Source organism: Streptomyces humidus (assembly GCF_014649655.1).
In the GTDB taxonomy this organism is placed as follows: Bacteria; Actinomycetota; Actinomycetes; order Streptomycetales; family Streptomycetaceae; genus Streptomyces; species Streptomyces humidus.
Window position 1 is genome coordinate 165,027 of record NZ_BMTL01000021.1, and the last position, 20,385, is coordinate 185,411.

The window sequence follows — 20,385 nt, forward strand, 5'->3', positions numbered from 1 at the left end:
CGGGTCCGAGCGGCAGTGCGCACCGGACCCGAATCGCGGCAGGACCGGGGGAAACACGAGGTGTCGCGGGGTGCCGGGGTGCTCAGGCCGACATCGGCCGTTGCACCCGGATGGACTGCAGCAGCCCCACCGCCACCCATACCGCGAACATCGACGTGCCGCCGTAGGAGACGAACGGCAGCGGCAGGCCCGTCACCGGCATGATGCCCAGCGTCATGCCGATGTTCTCGAAGGACTGGAAGGCGAACCAGGCCACGATGCCCGCGGCGACGATCGTGCCGTAGAGCTCCGTCGTCTCACGCGCTATGCGGCAGGCGCGCCAGAGGACCACGCCGAGCAGGACGATGATCAGGCCCGCTCCCATGAAGCCGAGTTCCTCGCCCGCGACGGTGAAGACGAAGTCCGTCTGCTGTTCGGGGACGAACTGGCCCGTCGTCTGTGAGCCGTGGAACAGCCCGGCGCCGGTGAGGCCGCCGGAGCCGATCGCGATCCGCGCCTGGTTGGTGTTGTAGCCCACGCCGGCCGGGTCGAGGCTGGGGTTGGCGAAGGCGGCGAAGCGGGCGATCTGGTAGTCGTCGAGGATGTGCAGCTGCCAGACGGCGATCGCGCCGGCCGCGCCGGCGGCGAGCAGGCCGAAGACCCAGCGGTTGGAGGCGCCGGAGGCCAGCAGCACGCCGAGCACGATCATCACCATGACCATGACCGACCCGAGGTCGGGCATCAGCATCACGACCAGCATGGGGACGGCCGCGAGACCGAGCGCCTGGAGGACCGTGCGCTGGTCCGGGTAGGGCTTGTCGCCGGCGTCGACGCGTGCCGCGAGCAGCATCGCCATGCCGAGGATGATCGCGATCTTCACGAACTCCGAGGGCTGCAGCGAGAAGCCGCCGCCGAGCACGATCCAGGAGTGCGCGCCGTTGACCGTGGAGCCGAGCGGCGTCAGCACCGCGAGGATCCCCAGGAGCGACAGGCCGTACAGGACCGGCACCGCGTTGCGCAGGGTGCGGTGGCCGAGCCAGACCGTGCCGACCATCAGGGCGAGCCCGATGCCGGTGTTCATCAGGTGCCGGACGAGGAAGTAGTACGGGTCGCCCTGGTTGATCTCGGTGCGGTTGCGGGTCGCCGAGAAGACCAGGAGCGAGCCGATCAGCGACAGCGCGATCGCCGACAGCAGTATCGGCCAGTCCAGCCTGCGGGCCAGCGAGTCACGGGCGAAGACCCGCGTCCAGCCGGCCCTCGCGGGCCCGTATCCGGAGACGGAGAAACCGTTCGCACCGGTCATGTGCACATCCTCCGGCTTCCCCTCTTCCGTCGTCGTCTGCGGGTGTCGCGGTTGGGGTCGGTGTTCTGCTGCACGGTGCCCGCCGGCTGTGTGTCGCCGGGATTCGGCGCAGTCTGCTGGCTGGCGCGCTGCTCCTTGGCCGGGTCCTTGGAGAGCTTGGGGGCCTTGATCGTGCCGTCCGCCTGGATCTTCGGCAGGCCGGTCTGCGGCGTGGGCAGCAGGGCGTTCTTCTTGTCGATCTTGCCGTCGTCGGAGACGCCGTACATCGCGTTGTAGATGTGCCGCACGGCCTCGCCGGAGGCGCCCGAGCCGGTGCCGGCCTGGGCGATCGTCATGACGACCGTGTAGTCCTTGCTGTACGTGGCGAGCCAGGACGTCGTCTGCTTGCCGTAGACCTCCGCGGTGCCGGTCTTGGCGTGCAGCGGGATCTGCTCCTGCGGCCAGCCGCCGAACTTCCAGGCGGCGGTACCGCGGGTGACCACGCCTTCCAGCGCGGCGTCCATGCCCTTGATCGTGGCCTGGGTGACGGGCAGTCTGCCCTTGGGCTTGGGCTTGATCTCGTGGACGGTCCTGCCGTCGGGGCTGACGATCGCCTTGCCGATGGTAGGGGTGTACATCGTGCCGCCGTTGGCGATGGCCCCGTAGATCACGGCCTCCTGGATCGGGGTGACGAGGGTGTCGCCCTGGCCGATGGAGTAGTTGATCGAGTCGCCCTCGCGCATCTTGTTGCCTTCGAGGCAGTTCTCGTACGCGATCTTCTCGACGTAAGAGCCGTCCTTTTTACCGGACTTGCACCAGGAGTCCTTGTTGGCCTTCCAGTAGGACTCCTTCCACTGACGGTCCGGGACCCGGCCGGTGACCTCGTTGGGCAGGTCGAGACCGGTCTCCTTGCCGAGGCCGAACTGGTGGGCGGCCTTGTAGAAGTAGTCCTTGGGCTCGCCCTTCTTCGGGTTGATGCCGCCGTCCTTCTTCCACTCCCGGTCGGCGAGACCGTAGAAGACGGTGTCACAGGAGACCTCGAGGGCGCGGCCGAGCGAGATGGGGCCGAAGCTCTCCCCCTCGAAGTTCTTGAAGACCTGGCCGCCCACCGAGTACGAGCTGGTGCACGGGTAGCCGCCGTCCCACTCGTAGCCCGCTTCGACCGCGGCGGCCGTGGAGACCACCTTGAAGGTCGAACCGGGCGCGGACTGACCCTGTATGGCCCGGTTGAGCAGCGGGTAGTCGGAGTCCTTGCCGGTGAGCTTCTTGTAGTCCTTGGCGGAGATGCCGCCGACCCAGACGTTGGGGTCGTAGGCCGGGGCGGACGCCATGGCGACGACCCGGCCGGTCTTGGCCTCCATCACGACGACGGCGCCGGAGTCGGCCTTGTAGTTCTCGCCGGTGATCTTGTCGAACTGGGTGCGGGCGATCTTCATCGCGTTGTTCAGTTCGTACTCGGCGACCCGCTGGACACGGGCGTCGATGCTGGTGACGAGGTTGGAGCCGGGCTGAGCCGCGTCCGCCTCGGCCTGGCCGATGACGCGGCCGAGGTTGTCGACCTCGTAGCGGGTGACGCCGGCCTTGCCGCGCAGTTCCTTGTCGTACTGGCGCTCCAGGCCGCTGCGGCCGACCTGGTCGGAGCGCAGGTACGGCGAGTCGGTGTCCTGGGCCTTGGTGATCTCCTCGTCGGTGACCGGGGAGAGATAGCCGAGGACCTGGGCGGTGTTGGCGTTGCCGGGGGCCGCGTAACGCCGTACGGCCTCGGGCTCGGCGGTGATGCCCGGGAAGTCCTCGGCGCGTTCGCGGATCTGCAGGGCCTGCTTGGCGGTGGCCTCGTCGGTGATCGGGATCGGCTGGTAGGGCGAGCCGTTCCAGCAGGGCTGCGGCGTTTTCGCGTCGCACAGCCGGACCTTCAGCGCGACCTCGTCGGGCTTCATGCCGAGGACCCCGGCCAGCTTGGTCAGGACCGCCTTGCCGTCGTCCCTCTGCTTCAGCAGCTCGGTGCGGGAGGCGGAGACCACGAGGCGCGTCTCGTTGTCGGCCAGGGGCACTCCGCGCGCGTCCAGGATCGAGCCGCGCACGGCGGGTTCGACGACCTGCTGGACGTGGTTGCCGGAGGCCTCCTTGGCGTACGCCGCACCCTCGCGGATCTGCAGGTACCACAGGCGGCCGCCGAGGGTGCCGAGCAGGGAGAGGACGAGGATCTGGATCACGACGAGCCGGATCTGGACCCGTGGGCTCCGACCGGTCTCGGGAATGTTGGTCACTGCGGCTGTCTCCCCCTCTCAGTACGCGGACTCGGTGTGCGGACGTGTGTGCGCGGACGAATGATGAACGACCGGTCTGTGCGACCTCGTTCCGCCTGGACTTCCTCGTTCGGGTGATTCATCCACCGGCGCGCTCGGCGCGCGGACGCCCGCGTTCACAGCCGCTTGACCCCCTTGATGCGCCCGGCCCGGGTGGCCCGCGACCTGGCCGCCTTCAGCTTGAGTCCGCCGCGCTGCCCGCCGATCCTCAGGCCCGTGCCGGAGGAGAGCCAGCCGGAGGAGATGTCGGGACTCCTGGCGGCGGAGTTGGTCTCGGCGAGTGGGTCGTTGTCGGCCCGCCGCGCCAGGAACATGATCGCCGGGACCACGAACGGGGCGAGCAGCAGGTCGTACAGGGCGGACGTGAACAGCAGCCCGGTGAGGCCGACATGACGGGCTGCGGTGTCGCCGACGAGGGCGCCGACCCCGGCGTACAGCAGGGTGGAGCCGACGGCGGCGGCGACGACCACGACCATCGGGCCGGTGGCCGATCTGATCTGTCCGGTCTCGGGCTTGATCAGCCCGGCGAGGTAACCGATCACGCAGAGCACCAGGGCGTAGCGCCCGGCGGCGTGGTCGGCGGGCGGCGCGAGGTCGGCCAGCAGGCCGGCGCCGAAGCCGATGAGGGCGCCGCCGACATGGCCGTACACCATGGCCAGTCCGAGGACGGTGAGCAGGAGGAGGTCGGGGACGGCGCCCGGGAGGTGGAGGCGGGCGAGGACGCTCACCTGGATCACCAGGGCGACGACGACCAGGGGGACGGAGAGCAGGATCCGGTTGACGCGCATGGGGGTGTCAGCTCCTACTGCTGCTGGCCGTCTACGGGTGCGTTCGCGCTCGGCGTGACCGTGACGGTCACCGTCGGCGTGGGGACCGGTTTGGGCTTCGAGGGGAGCACGGTGTCGCGCGGGTCCTTCTTCGGGGCCTCGACGACCACGCCCACGATGTCGAGCTTGGTGAAGCTGACGTACGGCGTGACGTAGAGGGTGCGGGTGAGGTCGCCGCCGGAGGGGTCGACGCGGGAGACGACGCCGACGGGAACGCCGGGCACGAAGGGCTTGTCGGCCTGTGAGCCGAAGGTGACCAGCCGGTCGCCCTTCCTCACGTCGGCCTTGCCGTTGAGGAGTTCGACGCGCAGCGGGCGGTCGCCCTGCCCGGAGGCGAAGCCGAGCTCGTCGGACGCCTCCATCCGGGTGCCGACGGTGAAGTCGGGGTCGCTGGCCAGGAGCACGGTCGCGGTGTCCGGGCCGACGGTGGTGACCCGCCCGACCAGCCCGTCCCCGTTCAGGACCGTCATGTCGCGCCTGACGCCGTCGTTGGCGCCGACGTCGATGGTGATCGTCCAGGAGAAGCCCTGGGCCGCTCCTATCGCGATGACCTCCGCGCCCTTGATGCCGTACTGACCGGTGCCGGCGATCTTCAGCATCCTGTCGAGCTGCGTCAGCCGGCTGCGGTTGCGGTCGTCGCTGCCGAGCTTCGCCTTGAGCGCCGCGTTCTCCTTCTCCAGCGCGGTGAGCCGGTCATGGCGTCCCCCGGAGTCACGGACGGCCGAGACGGCGTTGCCGACGGGGTCCACCGCCGACGCCACGCCGTTCTCGATCGGGCCGAAGGCCGCGGCCGCGGCCTGCCGGGCGCCGTCGACCGGGGAGTCCTCCCCGCCCCGGATGTCGACCGTGATCAGCGCGAACGCTACGGCGATCAGCAGCACCAGGAGCAGCCGGCTCTCTCGTGTGTCCCTCACGTGCGGCGGCCGTGCCCTTCCTCGAGAGAAAAACCAGAACAGGAATCAGGAAGCAGGTATGGACAAGCAGTTGCAGGAAGCGGGTCGGGAATTGGGGTAGCCCCGGGCCAGCATGACCAAGGGCGCTTTATGGGAGCTTATGCCTCTATATCAATGATCCGCCGCACGAGAGGAGATCGTCCCGTACGGCGGAATCGAAGCGTTACGTCATCTGCGCGGCGCCGCGTCCAGGACCTGCTGGAGCGCCTCGAACTCCTCGACGCACTTCCCGGAGCCCAGCGCCACGCTGTCCAGCGGGTCCTCGGCGATGTGGATGGGCATGCCGGTCTCCCGGCGCAGCCGCTCGTCGAGACCGCGCAGCAGGGCTCCGCCGCCGGTCAGAACGATTCCGCGGTCCATGATGTCGCCGGACAGCTCCGGCGGACACTTGTCGAGCGTGGTCTTCACGGCGTCGACGATCGCGTTGACCGGTTCCTCGATCGCCTTGCGCACCTCAGCGGCCGAGATGACGACGGTCTTGGGCAGTCCGGAGACGAGGTCGCGGCCACGGATCTCCGTGTGCTGGTCGTCGTCGAGGTCATACGCCGAACCGATCGTGATCTTGATCTGTTCGGCGCTCCGCTCACCGAGGAGGAGGCTGTACTCCTTCTTGATGTGCTGGATGATCGCGTTGTCCAGTTCATCGCCCGCGACACGGATGGACTGGGCGGTGACGATGCCGCCGAGCGAGATGACCGCGACCTCCGTGGTGCCGCCGCCGATGTCCACCACCATGTTGCCCGTGGCCTCGTGGACCGGCAGGCCGGAGCCGATGGCCGCGGCCATCGGCTCCTCGATGATGTGCACCTGACGGGCGCCGGCCTGGGTCGACGCCTCGATGACGGCACGGCGCTCGACGCCCGTGATGCCCGAGGGCACACAGACGACGACTCGCGGACGAGCCAGATACCTCCGCTTGTGGATCTTCAGGATGAAGTAGCGGAGCATCCGCTCGGTGATCTCGAAGTCGGCGATCACGCCGTCCTTCAGCGGACGCACGGCAACGATGTTGCCGGGCGTGCGCCCGATCATCTTCTTCGCTTCGGCGCCGACCGCGAGGATGCCACCGGTGTTGGTGTTGATCGCGACGACGGACGGCTCGTTGAGTACGATCCCGCGACCCCTGACGTACACCAGCGTGTTGGCGGTCCCGAGGTCGACAGCCATGTCACGGCCGATGAACGACATTGAGTTCCCCATCAGGATTCGACTGGCCTTCCATGAGCTTTGAGGGCTTATCAGGTCGGCGAGGTGGGTGCTGTGACGTGAAGGCTTCCATCGTAAACGCGCCTGCACGAACACTGCGGAGCGGTCTCCGCCATTGTTTGCAGATGCTGTGTGGGTTCGCTTCTGGAGACGGGCGTTCGGGGGCTCACGTTCCCTCGATCGCCCGCTTCAGACCCTTCTGCGGCCGTCGGGGAGTCAGGCTCGGCCGGGGAAGAAGATCTTCACCTCGCGCTCGGCGGACTCCTCGGAGTCGGAGGCGTGGATCAGGTTCTCGCGGACGATGACGCCGTAGTCGCCGCGGATGGAGCCGGGGGCGGCGGCGATCGGGTCGGTCGGGCCGGCCAGCGCGCGCACGCCCTCGATGACCCGATCGCCCTCGACGATCAGCGCGACGACCGGGCCGGAGGCCATGAACTCCACCAGCGGCTCGTAGAAGGGCTTGCCCTTGTGCTCACCGTAGTGCTGCTCCAGCGTGTCCTGGTCCAGCGTGCGCAGCTCCAGCGCGGTGATCTGCCAGCCGGCCTTGCGCTCGATACGGCTGATGATCTCGCCGGTCAGGCCACGACGGACGGCGTCGGGCTTGAGCAGGACGAGGGTGCGCTGGCTCACGAGGGGACTCCTTCTACGGCCGGTGTTCCGGCGCCGGTGCTCTGGCGCCTGCAGGTGCGGTGGGATGAGGTTACAGGTCGGGTCCGGGCGCTCGTCACGCAGCGTCAGCGGTATCCGCAGAGGCGGCGGAGGCCTGCGCGGCGAAGCGGGCCTTGGCCTCGTCGACCTTTCTGCCGAAGTGCACCGACGCCCACCACAGGGCCCCGAAGAGCACGCCCATGAAGAACATGATCGGGACGAAGAGACCGGACGCGACGAGGGCGATCTGCAGCGCCCAGCCGAGGGCGACCCCGCCGGGCCGGGTGACCATGCCGCACAGCAGCACGGTGAGCAGCATGGCGACGCCGCAGACCGTCCACACCGTGGACGTGGACAGGTCGGAGTCCTTCATGGCGACCAGGCCGGCGAAGCCGATGACGAAGAACTCGCCGACCAGGGTCGAGGAGCAGAGCGTACGCATGGGGGGCCTCAGTGCTTCCCGAGGAGCAGTCGCGCCTCGCCGACGGTGATGACGGAGCCGGTGACCAGGACGCCTCCGCCGGAGAACTCGCCCTCCTCCTCGGAGAGGGTGATCGCCGCCTCCAGGGCGTCGGGCAGCCGCGGCTCGACCTGGACGCGGTCGTCGCCGAACACCTCGACGGCGATCGCGGCGAGCTCGTCGGCGTCCATCGCGCGATGGCTGGTGTTCTGCGTGATCACGACCTCGGCGAAGATCGGCTCGAAGGCTTCCAGGAGCCCGCGCACGTTCTTGTCGCCGCTGGCTCCGACCACACCGATCAGCCGGGAGAAGTCGAACGCCTCGCCGACGGCCTCGGCGGTGGCCCGCGCGCCGGCCGGGTTGTGCGCGGCGTCCAGCACGACGGTCGGGGAGCGGCGGACGACTTCGAGGCGGCCCGGCGAGGAGACGGCGGCGAAGGCCTTGCGGACGGTGTCGATGTCGAGCGGCTCGGGCCGCTGGGAGCCGACGCCGAAGAACGCCTCGACGGCCGCGAGCGCGACGGCGGCGTTGTGCGCCTGGTAGGGACCGTGCAGGGGCAGGTACACCTCGGGGTACTCGCCGCCCAGCCCTCGCAGGGTGACCAGCTGCCCGCCGACGGCGACCTGACGTGCGACGACCCCGAACTCCAGCCCTTCCCGGGCCACGGTCGCGTCGACCTCGACGGCCTTCTTCAGCAGCACCTGCGCCGCGTCGACCGGCTGCTGGGCCAGGATGACGGTGGCGTCCTGCTTGACGATCCCGCTCTTCTCGGCGGCGATCTCGGCGGTCGTCTCCCCGAGCCGGTCGGTGTGGTCCAGGTCGATGGGCGTGACGACGGCCACGTCGCCGTCGATGACGTTGGTGGCGTCCCAGGAGCCGCCCATGCCCACTTCCACGACGGCGACGTCGACGGGCGCGTCGGCGAAGGCGGCGTACGCCATGCCGGTGAGCACCTCGAAGAAGGACAGCCGGTACTCCTGCATGGCGTCGACCATGTCGACGTACGGCTTCACGTCCTGGTACGTCTCGATGAACCGCTCGGCGGAGATCGGGGCGCCGTCGAGGCTGATCCGCTCGGTGATCGACTGCACGTGCGGGCTCGTGTACCGGCCGGTGCGCAGCTCGAAGGCGCCGAGCAGGGCCTCGATCATGCGGGCGGTGGAGGTCTTGCCGTTCGTCCCCGTGATGTGGATCGAGGGGTAGGAGCGCTGCGGGTCCCCGAGCACGTCCATCAGCGCGGCGATCCGGCCGACGGAGGGTTCCAGCTTCGTCTCGCCCCAGCGGGTGGCCAGCTCCGCCTCGACCTCGCGCAGGGCCTTGTCGACCTCGGGGTCCTCGGGGCGCGCGGGCACGTCGGCCTGCGGTGCGCCGCCCTGGGTGCGCAGGGTGCGGCTGCCGGCCTCGATGACCGCGAGGTCGGGGTCGCGGTCGGTCTCCTCGGCGATGATCTCGTCGAAGGGATCGAGGGGGTCGAAGGGGGCGGGCAGGTCGTCGTGGTTGCCGTTCGGGGGGAGCTCGCTCACGGGGCCAGTCTACGGACGGCCGGTGACAGAGGTGGGCGAAGGCCCCCGGAACCGTTCCGGGACGCTCCTGGAAGGAGCCGGGGGCCTTCGTCGTCGTGACGCCGTGCCGCCGACTCACGCCTGCGGCAGGCGCTCCAGCTGGCTCTGGATGCGGGCGATGTCCTCGTCCGCCTTGGCGAGGCGGGTGCGGATCTTGTCGACCACGTTGTCCGGGGCCTTCGCGAGGAACGCCTCGTTGCCGAGCTTGGCGCCGGCCTGGGCCTTCTCCTTCTCGGCCGCCGCCAGATCCTTGGCCAGGCGCTTGCGCTCCGCGGCCACGTCGATCGTGCCGGACAGGTCCAGCGCGACCGTGGCGCCCGCGACCGGCAGGGTCGCCGTCGCGGAGAAGTCCTCGCCCTCCGGCTGCAGGCGCAGCAGCTGGCGGACAGCGGCCTCGTGCGCCGCGAACGGCGTGCCGTCGAGGGTGAGGCGGGCGGGGACCCGCTGACCGGGCTGCAGGCCCTGGTCGGCGCGGAAGCGGCGGACCTCGGTGATCACCGACTGGAGGCTCTCGATCTCCTTCTCGGCGGCCGCGTCCCGGAACCCGCTGTCCGTGGGCCACTCGGCGACGACGACGGACTCACCGCCGGTGAGGGTGGTCCACAGCGTCTCCGTGACGAACGGGACGATCGGGTGCAGCAGCTTGAGCGTGACGTCGAGGACCTCGCCGAGAACCCTGCCGGAGACCTTCGCGGGCTCGCCGCCGGCCATGAACGTGGTCTTGGACAGCTCGACGTACCAGTCGAAGACCTCGTCCCAGGCGAAGTGGAACAGCGCGTCGGAGAGCTTCGCGAACTGGTAGTCCTCATACAGCGCGTCCACTTCGGCGACGACGGAGTTGAGGCGGGAGAGGATCCAGCGGTCGGTCGCCGACAGCTTCGAGGCATCCGGCAGGGGGCCGTCGACCGTTGCGCCGTTCATCAGCGCGAAGCGCGTGGCGTTCCAGATCTTGTTGGCGAAGTTGCGCGAGCCCTGGACCCAGTCCTCGCCGATCGGGACGTCGACGCCGGGGTTGGCGCCGCGCGCGAGGGTGAACCGGAGCGCGTCGGAGCCGTACTTGTCCATCCAGTCCAGCGGGTTGACCGCGTTGCCGAAGGACTTCGACATCTTCTTGCCGAACTGGTCGCGGACCATGCCGTGCAGGGCGATGGTGTGGAAGGGCGGGGTGCCGTCCATCGCGTAGAGGCCGAACATCATCATCCGGGCGACCCAGAAGAAGAGGATGTCGTAGCCGGTGACCAGGACGGAGTTCGGGTAGAACTTCGCGAGCGACTCGGCCTGTTCGGGCCAGCCGAGCGTGGAGAACGGCCACAGGCCGGAGGAGAACCAGGTGTCGAGGACGTCGGTGTCCTGACGCCAGCCCTCGCCGGTGGGCGCCTCGTCGTCGGGGCCGACGCAGACGACCTCGCCGTTCGGGCCGTACCAGACCGGGATGCGGTGGCCCCACCACAACTGCCGCGAGATGCACCAGTCGTGGAGGTTGTCGACCCAGTCGAAGTAGCGCTTCTCCATCTCCTGCGGGTGGATCTTGACGCGGCCGTCGCGGACGGCGTCGCCGGCGGCCTTCGCCAGCGGGCCGACCTTGACCCACCACTGCATGGACAGGCGCGGCTCGATGGTGGTCTTGCAGCGCGAGCAGTGCCCGACGGAGTGGACGTAGGGCCGCTTCTCGGCGACGATCCGGCCTTCGGCGCGCAGCGCGGCGACGATGGCGGAGCGGGCCTCGAGCCGGTCCAGGCCCTGGAAGGGGCCGTGGGCGGTGATGACCGCGTGCTCGTCCATGACGGTGAGCGAGGGCAGGTTGTGGCGCTGGCCGATCTCGAAGTCGTTCGGGTCGTGCGCCGGGGTCACCTTGACGGCGCCGGTGCCGAACTCGGGGTCCACGTGGGTGTCGGCGACGACCGGGATGAAGCGGTCGGTCAGCGGGAGGCGGATCTCCTTGCCGACCAGGTGCCTGTAGCGCTCGTCGTCGGGGTGGACGGCGACGGCCGTGTCGCCGAGCATCGTCTCCGCGCGTGTGGTGGCGACGACGATGGTGTCGTCGCCCTCGCCGTACTTCATGGAGACGAGCTCGCCGTCGTCGTCCTGGTACTCGACCTCGATGTCCGAGATCGCCGTCAGGCAGCGCGGACACCAGTTGATGATGCGCTCGGCGCGGTAGATGAGCTCGTCGTCGTAGAGCCGCTTGAAGATGGTCTGGACGGCCTGGGAGAGGCCCTCGTCCATGGTGAAACGCTCACGCGACCAGGCGACGCCGTCGCCCAGACGACGCATCTGGCCGCTGATCTGGCCGCCGGACTCGCCCTTCCACTGCCAGACGCGCTCGACGAACGCCTCACGGCCGAGGTCGTGACGGGACTTGCCTTCCTTGCCCAGTTCACGCTCGACGACGTTCTGCGTGGCGATGCCGGCGTGGTCCATGCCCGGCTGCCAGAGCGTCTCGAAGCCCTGCATGCGCTTGCGGCGGGTGAGGGCGTCGATGAGGGTGTGCTCGAAGGCGTGCCCCAGGTGCAGGCTGCCCGTGACGTTCGGCGGGGGGATGACGATGGTGTACGGAGGCTTGTCGCTCTTGGCGTCGGCCTCGAAGTAGCCCCGCTCGACCCAGCGCTCGTACAGCGGCCCCTCTACGTCGGCCGGCGCGTACTGGGTCGGCAGTTCGGTGGGGGGCGCTGATGGCTGCTGCTGAGCGTTCTCGGTCACGGGCCCAGTTTAGGGGTGTCACCGCGCGGTCCCGAAACGTGTTTCCTCTGTAACGGTGCGGGCCCCGCTGCCGGGCTGGTGGGGAGTTTGAGCCAGGATGTGAAAATCACATAAGCGTCTGGAGGGGAACCCAGGAATGAGTCACAACCAGCCGGGCCCGTACGGCGGGCAGCCCCAGCAGCCCGGACCGTACGGCCAGCCCGGTCCGTACGGTCAGCCTCCGCAGGCGCCGCAGCCCGGCTACGGCTACCCCCAGCAGCCCCCCGCCCCGCAGCCCGGCTACGGGTATCCGGCGCAGCCCCCGCAGGGCGTGCCCCCGCAGACCCCGCCCTACGGCCAGCAGCCTCCCTACGGCCAGCAGCCGGCTTCTCCCTACGGCCAGCAGCCTCCCTACGGCCAGCCTCCCTACGGCGTCCCGCAGCCCCCGGCGCCGGGCGGCGGCGGCAAGAAGGCGGGCATCGTCCTCGGCGCGGTCGCGGTCGTCGCGGCGATCGGCGTGGGCGCGTACTTCGTGATCGGCGGAGGCGGCGGCGCCGGCGGCCTCAAGGACGACGGCGCGCACAAGCTGGCGACGCCGGGGACCGTCCTGACCGAGTACAACCGGGTCACGGACGACGGCGCGAGCGCCGGCAAGGACTCGACCGCCGACCTGGCGAAGACCGGCGTCCAGGACGGCAAGTCCGTGATCGGCCTCTACACGACGGCGGACCTCAGCGGGTACGACCCGGCCGACCCGAGCACCGCGCCCGACGCGTCCGAGCTGGCCACCTCCAAGACCATCACCTTCGCCGGCGCCTACGGCAAGATCGCCGACCCGCAGAAGACGCTGGACCTGTTCTTCGCCAACTTCAAGAAGTCGTCCCAGGACGGCTCTTCCGGCTCTGCCGGGGCCCAGAAGGGCAAGCTGGTCGGCGAGCCCGAGAAGGCGGACCTGGACGGCGCGGTCATGAAGTGCCAGGCGGCCGAGGGGAAGAACGCGCTCACCAAGCAGGAGAAGACCGACTGGTTCTGCGCCTGGGCGGACTACAGCACCATCACCCTGGTCTCGCCGGGCGACGCCACGAAGGGCGTCACCAAGGAAGTGGCGATCGACATCACCACGAAGCTGCGCGGCCAGATCCGCGTCGGGGTGTGACGAACCCGCTCCCTTGCGAGGCGAGAGACGAGAAGGGCCCCGGGTGACCGGGGCCCTTCGTCGTACGCGTGCCGCCTAGGCGGTCTTCGCCTCGCCCGGGCCGCGGCCGCCGCGCGCGTCGCGGGGGATCAGGGTCGGGTTGACGTTGGAGAGGACCACGTCCGCCGTGATGACGACGCGGGCCACGTCCTTGCGGGACGGGACCTCGTACATCACCGCCTGGAGGACCTCCTCCATGATGGCGCGCAGGCCGCGGGCGCCGGTCTGGCGCAGGATGGCCTGGTCGGCGATGGCCTCCAGGGCCTCGCGCTCGAAGTCCAGCTCCACGCCGTCGAGTTCGAAGAGCCGCTGGTACTGCTTGACCAGCGCGTTGCGCGGCTCGATGAGGATCTGCAGGAGCGCCTCGCGGTCCAGGTTGTGGACCGAGGTGATGACCGGCAGACGGCCGATGAACTCCGGGATCATGCCGAACTTGACCAGGTCCTCGGGCATGACGGCCTCGAACTGGTCCTTGGACTCCAGCTCGCGCTTGGAGCGGATCGTCGCGCCGAAGCCGATGCCCTTGGCGCCGGCCCGGGTCTCGATGATCTTCTCCAGTCCGGAGAAGGCGCCGCCCACGATGAACAGCACGTTCGTCGTGTCGATCTGGATGAACTCCTGGTGCGGGTGCTTGCGGCCGCCCTGCGGCGGGACCGAGGCGGTGGTGCCCTCGAGGATCTTCAGCAGGGCCTGCTGGACGCCCTCGCCCGACACGTCGCGCGTGATGGAAGGGTTCTCGCTCTTCCTCGCGACCTTGTCGATCTCGTCGATGTAGATGATCCCGGTCTCGGCCTTCTTGACGTCGTAGTCGGCGGCCTGGATCAGCTTCAGCAGGATGTTCTCGACGTCCTCGCCGACGTAACCCGCCTCGGTGAGCGCCGTGGCGTCGGCGATGGCGAAGGGGACGTTCAGCATGCGCGCGAGGGTCTGCGCGAGGAGGGTCTTGCCCGAGCCGGTGGGACCGAGCAGGAGGATGTTCGACTTCGCCAACTCGATGGCGTCCTCGCGGCTTTGGGCGCCGCCGTTCTCCCCGGCCTGCACGCGCTTGTAGTGGTTGTACACCGCGACCGACAGAGCCTTCTTGGCGGGCTCCTGGCCCACCACGTAGCCCTCGAGGAACTCGTAGATCTCGCGCGGCTTGGGGAGTTCCTCCCAGCGGACCTCGCTGGTCTCCGCGAGTTCTTCCTCGATGATCTCGTTGCAGAGATCGATGCACTCGTCGCAGATGTAGACACCGGGCCCTGCGATGAGCTTCTTGACCTGCTTCTGGCTCTTGCCGCAGAACGAGCACTTGAGCAGATCGCCGCCGTCACCGATGCGTGCCACGGTGTGCTTCCCCTTCGCCTGGGAGACGCCTGGACGCTTTCGAATCCAGCGGCTCCTGGTGCTGCCTTAGTCCGACGGTACCTTGCCTGGCCCCCCGTTCGGGCCCCCCTTGGCACGGTTCACTGCGACGTGGACCGTGTCACACCGTGCCGAGGGGCCCCGAACGGGACGACTCCGAACGTCAACGCAGAGACTCGTTGTTCATCTTCCGGGTGGAGATGATCTGGTCGATCAGGCCGTACGCCAGCGCGTCCTCGGCCGTGAGGATCTTGTCGCGCTCGATGTCCTCGCGGATCTTCTCGATCGGCGTGGTCGAGTGCTTGGCCAGCATGTCCTCCAGCTGCGCGCGCATCCGCAGGATCTCGTTGGCGGCGATCTCCAGGTCGGAGACCTGACCGCGGCCGGTCTCACTGTACGGCTGGTGGATCAGCACGCGCGCGTTCGGCAGCGCCATGCGCTTGCCCGGCGTGCCGGCGGCCAGCAGGATCGCGGCGGCGGAGGCCGCCTGGCCCATGCAGACCGTCTGGATGTCGGGCTTCACGAACTGCATCGTGTCGTAGATGGCCGTCAGCGCGGTGAAGGAGCCGCCGGGGCTGTTGATGTAGATCGAGATGTCCCGGTCGGGGTCCATCGACTCCAGGCACAGCAGCTGCGCCATGACGTCGTTGGCGGAGGCGTCGTCGATCTGCACGCCGAGGAAGATCACGCGCTCCTCGAAGAGCTTCGCGTAGGGGTCGTACTCGCGGATGCCCTGGGAGGTGCGCTCGACGAAGCGCGGGATGACGTAGCGGGACTCGGCGCGGGGGCCGGTGTACTCGGCCTCGGTGCGGGCGTAGATGCCGCTGCCGGGGAAGTCGTTCACGATGTCTCCTGAAGAGGGGGCTGGGGCGGTGGGCTGGAGGGGCTGGAGAGGGGCTCCGACGGCTTCCGAGGGCCCCGGGCGCCCGCTGGGAGGCTCCGGGCGGCCCGGGATCCCGAGGGGGCTTCCTGGGCTGCCGGGAGGCCTCAGCGGGCTCCTGGGGCCTCGGAGGGGTCAGGGGCTCAGGGAGCTCCGGGGAGCGCCCTGGGCGGCCCTGCCGCCGTCAGGGTGACCCTCAGGCCGCCCCGGTACCGCCGCCGCCCGGCATGCCGGCGGCCGTGGGGATGACGTCGTCGATGAGGCCGTACTCCTTGGCCTCGAACGCGTCGAACCAGCGGTCGCGGTCCGAGTCGCGGGTGATCTGCTCGACCGACTGGCCGGTGTGCTGCGAGGTCAGCTCGGCCATGCGCTTCTTGGTGTGCAGCAACCGCTCGGCGTGGATCTTGATGTCCGAGGCCGAGCCCGCCAGACCCGCGGAGGGCTGGTGGATCAGGATCTCGGCGTTCGGCAGCGCGAAGCGCTTGCCGGGGGTGCCCGCGCTGAGCAGGAACTGGCCCATGGAGGCGGCCAGGCCCATGGCGATGGTCACCACGTCGTTCTTGATGAACTGCATGGTGTCGTAGATCGCCATGCCGGCCGTGATGGAGCCGCCGGGGCTGTTGATGTAGAGGTAGATGTCCTTGTCCGGGTCGGCGGCAAGGAGCAGCAACTGTGCGGTGATCTTGTTGGCGATGTCGTCGTCGACCGCCTGGCCGAGGAAGATGATCCGCTCGCCGAGCAGCCGGTTGTAGACCTGGTCGCCGAGGCCACCGATGGAAGGCTCGCCGGCGGCGGAGGGCATCAGATTCGTCACGTATCCACCTGCTCGTCTTACGACGGCGCCGGGCCGTCTCACGTGTACTGCCTGGGGCTCGGGGACTCCCCTGCCCTCGTACTCATGGACCCTAACGCGCGGGTCCCGCCGGGGAATCCCGGAGAGGAGAGTGTTCGCCGGGGGCGTAGTCGCCCGGGGACGCGAACGACGGAGGGGCCCCGGAGCGATCATTGCTCCGGGGCCCCTCGTGTCCGCGTCGTAAGCGACGCGAGGACCGTCAGCTCTCGGTCTTCTCCTCAGCGGTCTCCGTCTCGGCGCTCTCCGTCTCGGAGGTCTCCGTCTCGGCGCTCTCCGTCTCGGAGGTCTCCGTCTCGGAGGTCTCCGTCTCGGCGGCGGCCTCCGCGGACTCCTCTTCGTCGTCGTCCAGGTCGATGACCTCGCCGTTGGTGTCCTTCACCGTGGCGGACTCGACGACCGTGGCCAGGGCCTTGCCGCGGGCGACCTCGCCGACCAGCAGCGGGACCTGACCGCCCTCGACGACCGCCTGGGCGAACTGGTCGGGGGACATGCCGGAGGAGGCGGCACGGCGCATGAGGTGCTCGGTGAGCTCCTCCTGGTTGACGTTCAGCTTCTCGCGCTTGACGAGCTCGTCCAGCACGAACTGGGTCTTGATGCCCTTGACCGCGGCCTCGCGGGTCTCGGTCTCGAACTCCTCGGCGGTCTTGCCCTGGATCTCCAGGTACTTGTCGAGGTCGAGGCCCATCTGACCGAGCTGGTGGTGCTCCAGGTTGTGCTTGCGGGTGTTGACCTCGTCCTCGAGGAGCTTCTCGGGGACGGGCACCTCGACGAGCTCCAGCAGCTTCTCGAGGACGCGCTCCTGGGCCTGCGTGGCCTGGTCGTACTGCTTCATGTTCTCGAGGCGCTTGCGGCTGTCGGCCCTCAGCTCCTCGAGGGTGTCGAACTCGGAGGCGAGCTGCGCGAACTCGTCGTCCAGCTCGGGGAGCTCGCGGGAGGCGACCTGGGTGACCTTGACGGTGACCTCGGCCTCCTTGCCGGCCGCGGAGCCGCCCTTCAGCTCGGAGGTGAAGGTGGCCTCGCCACCGGCCTCCAGGCCCTTGACGGCCTCGTCGATGCCCTCCAGCAGCTCACCGGAGCCGATGGTGTAGGAGACGCCGCTCGCGACGCCGTCCTCGAGGATCTCGCCGTCGACCTTGGCCTCCAGGTCGACCGTCACGACGTCGCCGTCCTCGGCGGCGCGCTCGACCGGGGACGTCGAGGCGAAGCGCTCGCGGAGCTGCTCGACCGACTTGTCGATGTCCTCGTCGGTGACCTCGACGGCGTCGACCTCGACCTCGATGGAGGAGAAGTCCTCGGGGAGCTCGAGGGCGGGACGGACGTCGACCTCGGCGGTGAAGTTCAGCGTCTCGCCGTCCTTCAGCTCCGTGATGTCGACCTCGGGCTGGCCGAGGACGTCGATCTCCGCCTCGTTGACCGCCTCCGTGTAGAACTTCGGCAGCGCGTCGTTGACGGCCTCCTCCAGCACGGCGCCACGGCCGAAGCGCTGGTCGATGACCCGGGCGGGGATCTTGCCCTTGCGGAAGCCCTTCACCGTGACCTGCTGGTTGATCTTCTTGTACGCCGCGTCGAGGCTGTCCTTGAGCTCCTCGAAGGGCACCTCGATGCTGAGCCGAACCCGGGTCGGGTTCAGGGTCTCCACGGCGCTCTTCACGGTTCGGTCTCCTTGGGGGCTGACTTCTTGGTTTCTGCCGGAGCCAGACCGGCTCCGGCGGATTCGCCGCCCGGAGGACTTCGGAGAACGAGGACGCACGGGCGTGCAGCTTGCATAGTAACGGCAGCGACGACACGCCCCAAAGGCGATCAAGCGAGGTGACCGCACAGGTCGCCGGTGACGTTCTGCGCCGACCGCGGTCGGTGGTCGGGGTGGCGGGATTTGAACCCACGGCCTTCCGCTCCCAAAGCGGACGCGCTACCAAGCTGCGCCACACCCCGTCTGGTGCGACACGTAGGGTACATGCCCACAGGCCCTCCGACCGCCGCATTCACCCGGTCTGCGGGCGGGCGGCGACGGGGGCGGGAAGAGGCGGTGTGCGACACGGGCCGCGGACCCGCTACGATGCCTGCAGTGCCGCGGTCACCTGACCTGCGGCGCGTCGTGTGCGGGCGTAGCTCAATGGTAGAGCACTAGTCTTCCAAACTAGCTACGCGGGTTCGATTCCCGTCGCCCGCTCTGTACGACTCAGGGCCAGGTCGGAGGTTGAATTCTCCGCCTGGCCCTGATCGTTTTCGGGGGCTGTGTTCAACCCGTCGTGTCCCCTGCGCGCCCCTTGGGCTTTCGATCTTGCTTTTTCTTGGCTTTCCGAGCTTTCTTGCGCCCCTTGTTGACGAGCCCGCTCACGGCGTCGGCGATCAGCCGGTCACGGTCGGCGCTCGCGTGCTGATAGATCAGCGCGGCGCGAGCGCTGCTGTGACCCATGCGCGCCATCAGCTCACGCGTGCTCGCCCCGGTCGACGCGGCGAGGGTGTTGCCCGTGTGGCGGAGATCATGAAAGTGCAGGCCCTTGATCCCGGCATCCGAACACGCCTTGTGCCACAGCCGGTTGAAGTGGTTGCGGCGAGGAGTCGCACCTTGGGCTCCGACAAACACCCGACCGTCAGCACCGTGTTCGGCGTACAGATCCAGGTGCAAACGGATCTCCGAGAGGATCGCGGCCGGAATGGCGACGGTGCGCTTGCCGGCCGCGCTCTTGGGTGCCTTGATCTCCCGCTGCCCGTTGTTCAGTTCGGCGACGGCCCGGCGGACGCGCACGGATCCACCGTCGAGGTCGACGTCACGGCGGTGCAGCCCGATCAGCTCGCCGAAGCGGAGGCCGAGGAAGCCGGCCATGAGCACGAGCGCCCGGGAGCGCGGCTGGATCGCGTCGGCCAGGTCGTACACCTCTTGCACGGTCGCGGTCGGCCGTTCGGGGGTGTACACGGTGCTGGCCCCTTTGATCGTGCACGGGTTGCGCCGGATCAGCAGATCACTTACAGCCGTGCGCATGATCCCGCGCAGCAGGGCGTACGCGTTCGCGACGGTGGTCGGGCCCGTGCCTTCGGCGAGTTTGTCAGCGCGCCAACGGCGGACGAGCGGGGGCGAGATCTCGGCGACGTTGACCGCGCCGAAGGTGGGTTCGAGGTGCTGTCTCAGGAGCGACCTATAGAGCTGCCGTGTGGTGGTGGCCAGCTCGCGTTCCCTGATATACGCGGTGGCGTACTCGCTGAACGGCACCTTCCCGGCATCCGGGTCGTGCCAGTCGCCACGGCGCATCTCGGTCTGCTTGTCGGCCAACCAGTCGTCAGCGTGAACCTCGCTTGGTCGGCGACGCCTTGTCGGCGTCGCACCGAACTGGATACCCCCCTGGACAATGCAGGGAGCGGCCCGCCCTAACTGTCTAGGGGGGTTGCAAACTCCACACCGCCCGGAGCGGTTTCCACGGCGACCAGGAGGTCACGCACCTCCCGAGTGGTCGACTCGTCGAGGCCGAGTGCGCGAGTCAAGCGGCCCAAGACGTCGACGCTGGGGACCATTCGTCCGTTCTCCACCTTGGACACGGTGGGCTGGCCCACCCCAGCCCTCTGAGCCAGCACGGCCCCGGTCAGACCAGCCTCACCGCGAAGCCTTTTCAGGTGCGCTCCGAGCGCCTTCATCCGGTTCTGCCGCTCACTCCCCATGACCAGGGTTCTACACCACGAGGCAGCCGAGCCTGTCTAGGGCGTTCGTATCGGATCTTCGTCCGACGGCGCCAGGGAGAGCGATACAGTGCGCGCCGTGAACGTACTCGAGTGGTTAGTTCGGATCGCTCTCGGCCTAGCGGCCCTCATGCAGGCTCTCGCGCTTGCTCCTGCCATCGGCCGACTGCGCGGATCCGAATCCGCGACGCGTTCCAAGGCGCGCCTTGACCTGCTGGAAATCGTCGGTTCCCTGCTGTCATTCAGCGGCCTGCTGCTGGGTTCCGTTGTGACGGGATCCTGGTACTGGCTCGCCCTCGCTGGCTTCGCGGTCATGACCCCCGTTTACGCCGTGAAGGGGGTTCGCTGGCTCCGCACCCGCCGCCGCTCCACGGCCTGACCCAATGGACAGCTCCTGGAAGGCTGAGCCGTGACGATCACCGGTTCGATGACCCAGGACGATTATAAAACTGCCGATCATCGTTGACACCTGGGTCTCCGATCACTACGGAGATCCACATGCCGAAGTCCACCCCCACCGCCGCACCGCTTGACCGTGA

At 68.9% G+C, this 20,385-nt stretch carries 16 protein-coding genes, 2 tRNA genes and 1 pseudogene; 3 read left to right on the forward strand and 16 right to left on the reverse strand.

What is annotated here, in order from left to right:
- Positions 1-82: 82 nt before the first annotated feature.
- From rodA to IE239_RS24530, 9 genes are all read right to left on the reverse strand, one after another.
- Entirely contained in the window at positions 83-1,282 is a 1,200-nt protein-coding gene (rodA, locus tag IE239_RS24490; protein ID WP_190151526.1) for a rod shape-determining protein RodA, read from the reverse strand.
- Positions 1,279-3,528 carry a penicillin-binding protein 2 gene (gene mrdA / locus IE239_RS24495; RefSeq protein ID WP_190151527.1) on the reverse strand — a complete coding sequence of 750 codons (2,250 nt, stop codon included), beginning with the start codon at positions 3,526-3,528 and terminating at the stop codon, positions 1,279-1,281. Before mrdA ends, rodA begins: the two co-directional genes overlap by 4 nt.
- Positions 3,529-3,683: 155 nt before the next feature.
- Positions 3,684-4,355 carry a rod shape-determining protein MreD gene (gene mreD / locus IE239_RS24500; protein ID WP_190151528.1) on the reverse strand — a complete coding sequence of 224 codons (672 nt, stop codon included), beginning with the start codon at positions 4,353-4,355 and terminating at the stop codon, positions 3,684-3,686.
- Positions 4,356-4,369: 14 nt separating this feature from the next.
- Complete coding sequence (mreC, locus tag IE239_RS24505; protein ID WP_190151529.1) at positions 4,370-5,308, reverse strand: rod shape-determining protein MreC; 939 nt, start codon at positions 5,306-5,308, stop codon at positions 4,370-4,372.
- Between the two features lie 207 nt (positions 5,309-5,515).
- A complete protein-coding gene (locus tag IE239_RS24510) occupies positions 5,516-6,535 on the reverse strand; it encodes a rod shape-determining protein (protein WP_190151555.1) in 1,020 nt (339 codons plus the stop codon).
- Between the two features lie 234 nt (positions 6,536-6,769).
- On the reverse strand, positions 6,770-7,183 hold the full coding sequence (gene ndk, locus IE239_RS24515; RefSeq protein ID WP_054244926.1) for a nucleoside-diphosphate kinase: 414 nt from the start codon (positions 7,181-7,183) through the stop codon (positions 6,770-6,772).
- Positions 7,184-7,277: 94 nt separating this feature from the next.
- Entirely contained in the window at positions 7,278-7,643 is a 366-nt protein-coding gene (locus tag IE239_RS24520) for a DUF4233 domain-containing protein (RefSeq protein WP_190151530.1), read from the reverse strand.
- 8 nt (positions 7,644-7,651) lie between these two features.
- Positions 7,652-9,184, reverse strand: coding sequence for a bifunctional tetrahydrofolate synthase/dihydrofolate synthase (gene folC / locus IE239_RS24525; protein WP_190151531.1), 1,533 nt, complete (start codon positions 9,182-9,184; stop codon positions 7,652-7,654).
- Between the two features lie 114 nt (positions 9,185-9,298).
- Positions 9,299-11,923 (reverse strand): valine--tRNA ligase, encoded by a 2,625-nt coding sequence (locus IE239_RS24530; RefSeq protein WP_190151532.1) that lies wholly within the window; start codon positions 11,921-11,923, stop codon positions 9,299-9,301.
- 136 nt (positions 11,924-12,059) lie between these two features.
- On the opposite strand from IE239_RS24530, the gene IE239_RS24535 reads away from it, so the two are divergent.
- Entirely contained in the window at positions 12,060-13,058 is a 999-nt protein-coding gene (locus IE239_RS24535) for a hypothetical protein (RefSeq protein ID WP_190151533.1), read from the forward strand.
- A gap of 75 nt (positions 13,059-13,133) precedes the next feature.
- On the opposite strand, the gene clpX is transcribed toward IE239_RS24535, so the two are convergent.
- The 5 genes from clpX to IE239_RS24560 form a co-directional block, all read right to left on the reverse strand.
- Positions 13,134-14,423, reverse strand: coding sequence for an ATP-dependent Clp protease ATP-binding subunit ClpX (gene clpX / locus IE239_RS24540; protein WP_069772792.1), 1,290 nt, complete (start codon positions 14,421-14,423; stop codon positions 13,134-13,136).
- A 181-nt stretch (positions 14,424-14,604) separates the two neighbouring features.
- Entirely contained in the window at positions 14,605-15,285 is a 681-nt protein-coding gene (locus tag IE239_RS24545; protein WP_308435413.1) for an ATP-dependent Clp protease proteolytic subunit, read from the reverse strand.
- 232 nt (positions 15,286-15,517) lie between these two features.
- A complete protein-coding gene (locus IE239_RS24550) occupies positions 15,518-16,123 on the reverse strand; it encodes an ATP-dependent Clp protease proteolytic subunit (protein ID WP_069772790.1) in 606 nt (201 codons plus the stop codon).
- 250 nt (positions 16,124-16,373) lie between these two features.
- Positions 16,374-17,825: a trigger factor gene (gene tig, locus IE239_RS24555; RefSeq protein ID WP_190151534.1), complete on the reverse strand. Its 1,452-nt coding sequence runs from the start codon at positions 17,823-17,825 to the stop codon at positions 16,374-16,376.
- 204 nt (positions 17,826-18,029) lie between these two features.
- Positions 18,030-18,106: transfer RNA gene (locus IE239_RS24560), tRNA-Pro, on the reverse strand.
- Between the two features lie 167 nt (positions 18,107-18,273).
- Here IE239_RS24560 and IE239_RS24565 point away from each other — a divergent pair.
- A tRNA-Gly gene (locus IE239_RS24565) sits at positions 18,274-18,344 on the forward strand.
- 69 nt (positions 18,345-18,413) lie between these two features.
- On the opposite strand, the gene IE239_RS24570 is transcribed toward IE239_RS24565, so the two are convergent.
- Positions 18,414-19,445 carry a tyrosine-type recombinase/integrase gene (locus tag IE239_RS24570; RefSeq protein WP_190151535.1) on the reverse strand — a complete coding sequence of 344 codons (1,032 nt, stop codon included), beginning with the start codon at positions 19,443-19,445 and terminating at the stop codon, positions 18,414-18,416.
- Positions 19,446-19,576: 131 nt separating this feature from the next.
- A pseudogene (locus tag IE239_RS24575) lies at positions 19,577-19,828 on the reverse strand (helix-turn-helix domain-containing protein); the annotation flags it as partial.
- A 97-nt stretch (positions 19,829-19,925) separates the two neighbouring features.
- Between IE239_RS24575 and IE239_RS24580 the strand changes: the two are divergent.
- Positions 19,926-20,225, forward strand: a complete 300-nt coding sequence (locus tag IE239_RS24580) for a hypothetical protein (protein WP_229878273.1) — start codon at positions 19,926-19,928, stop codon at positions 20,223-20,225.
- Positions 20,226-20,385 lie beyond the last annotated feature (160 nt).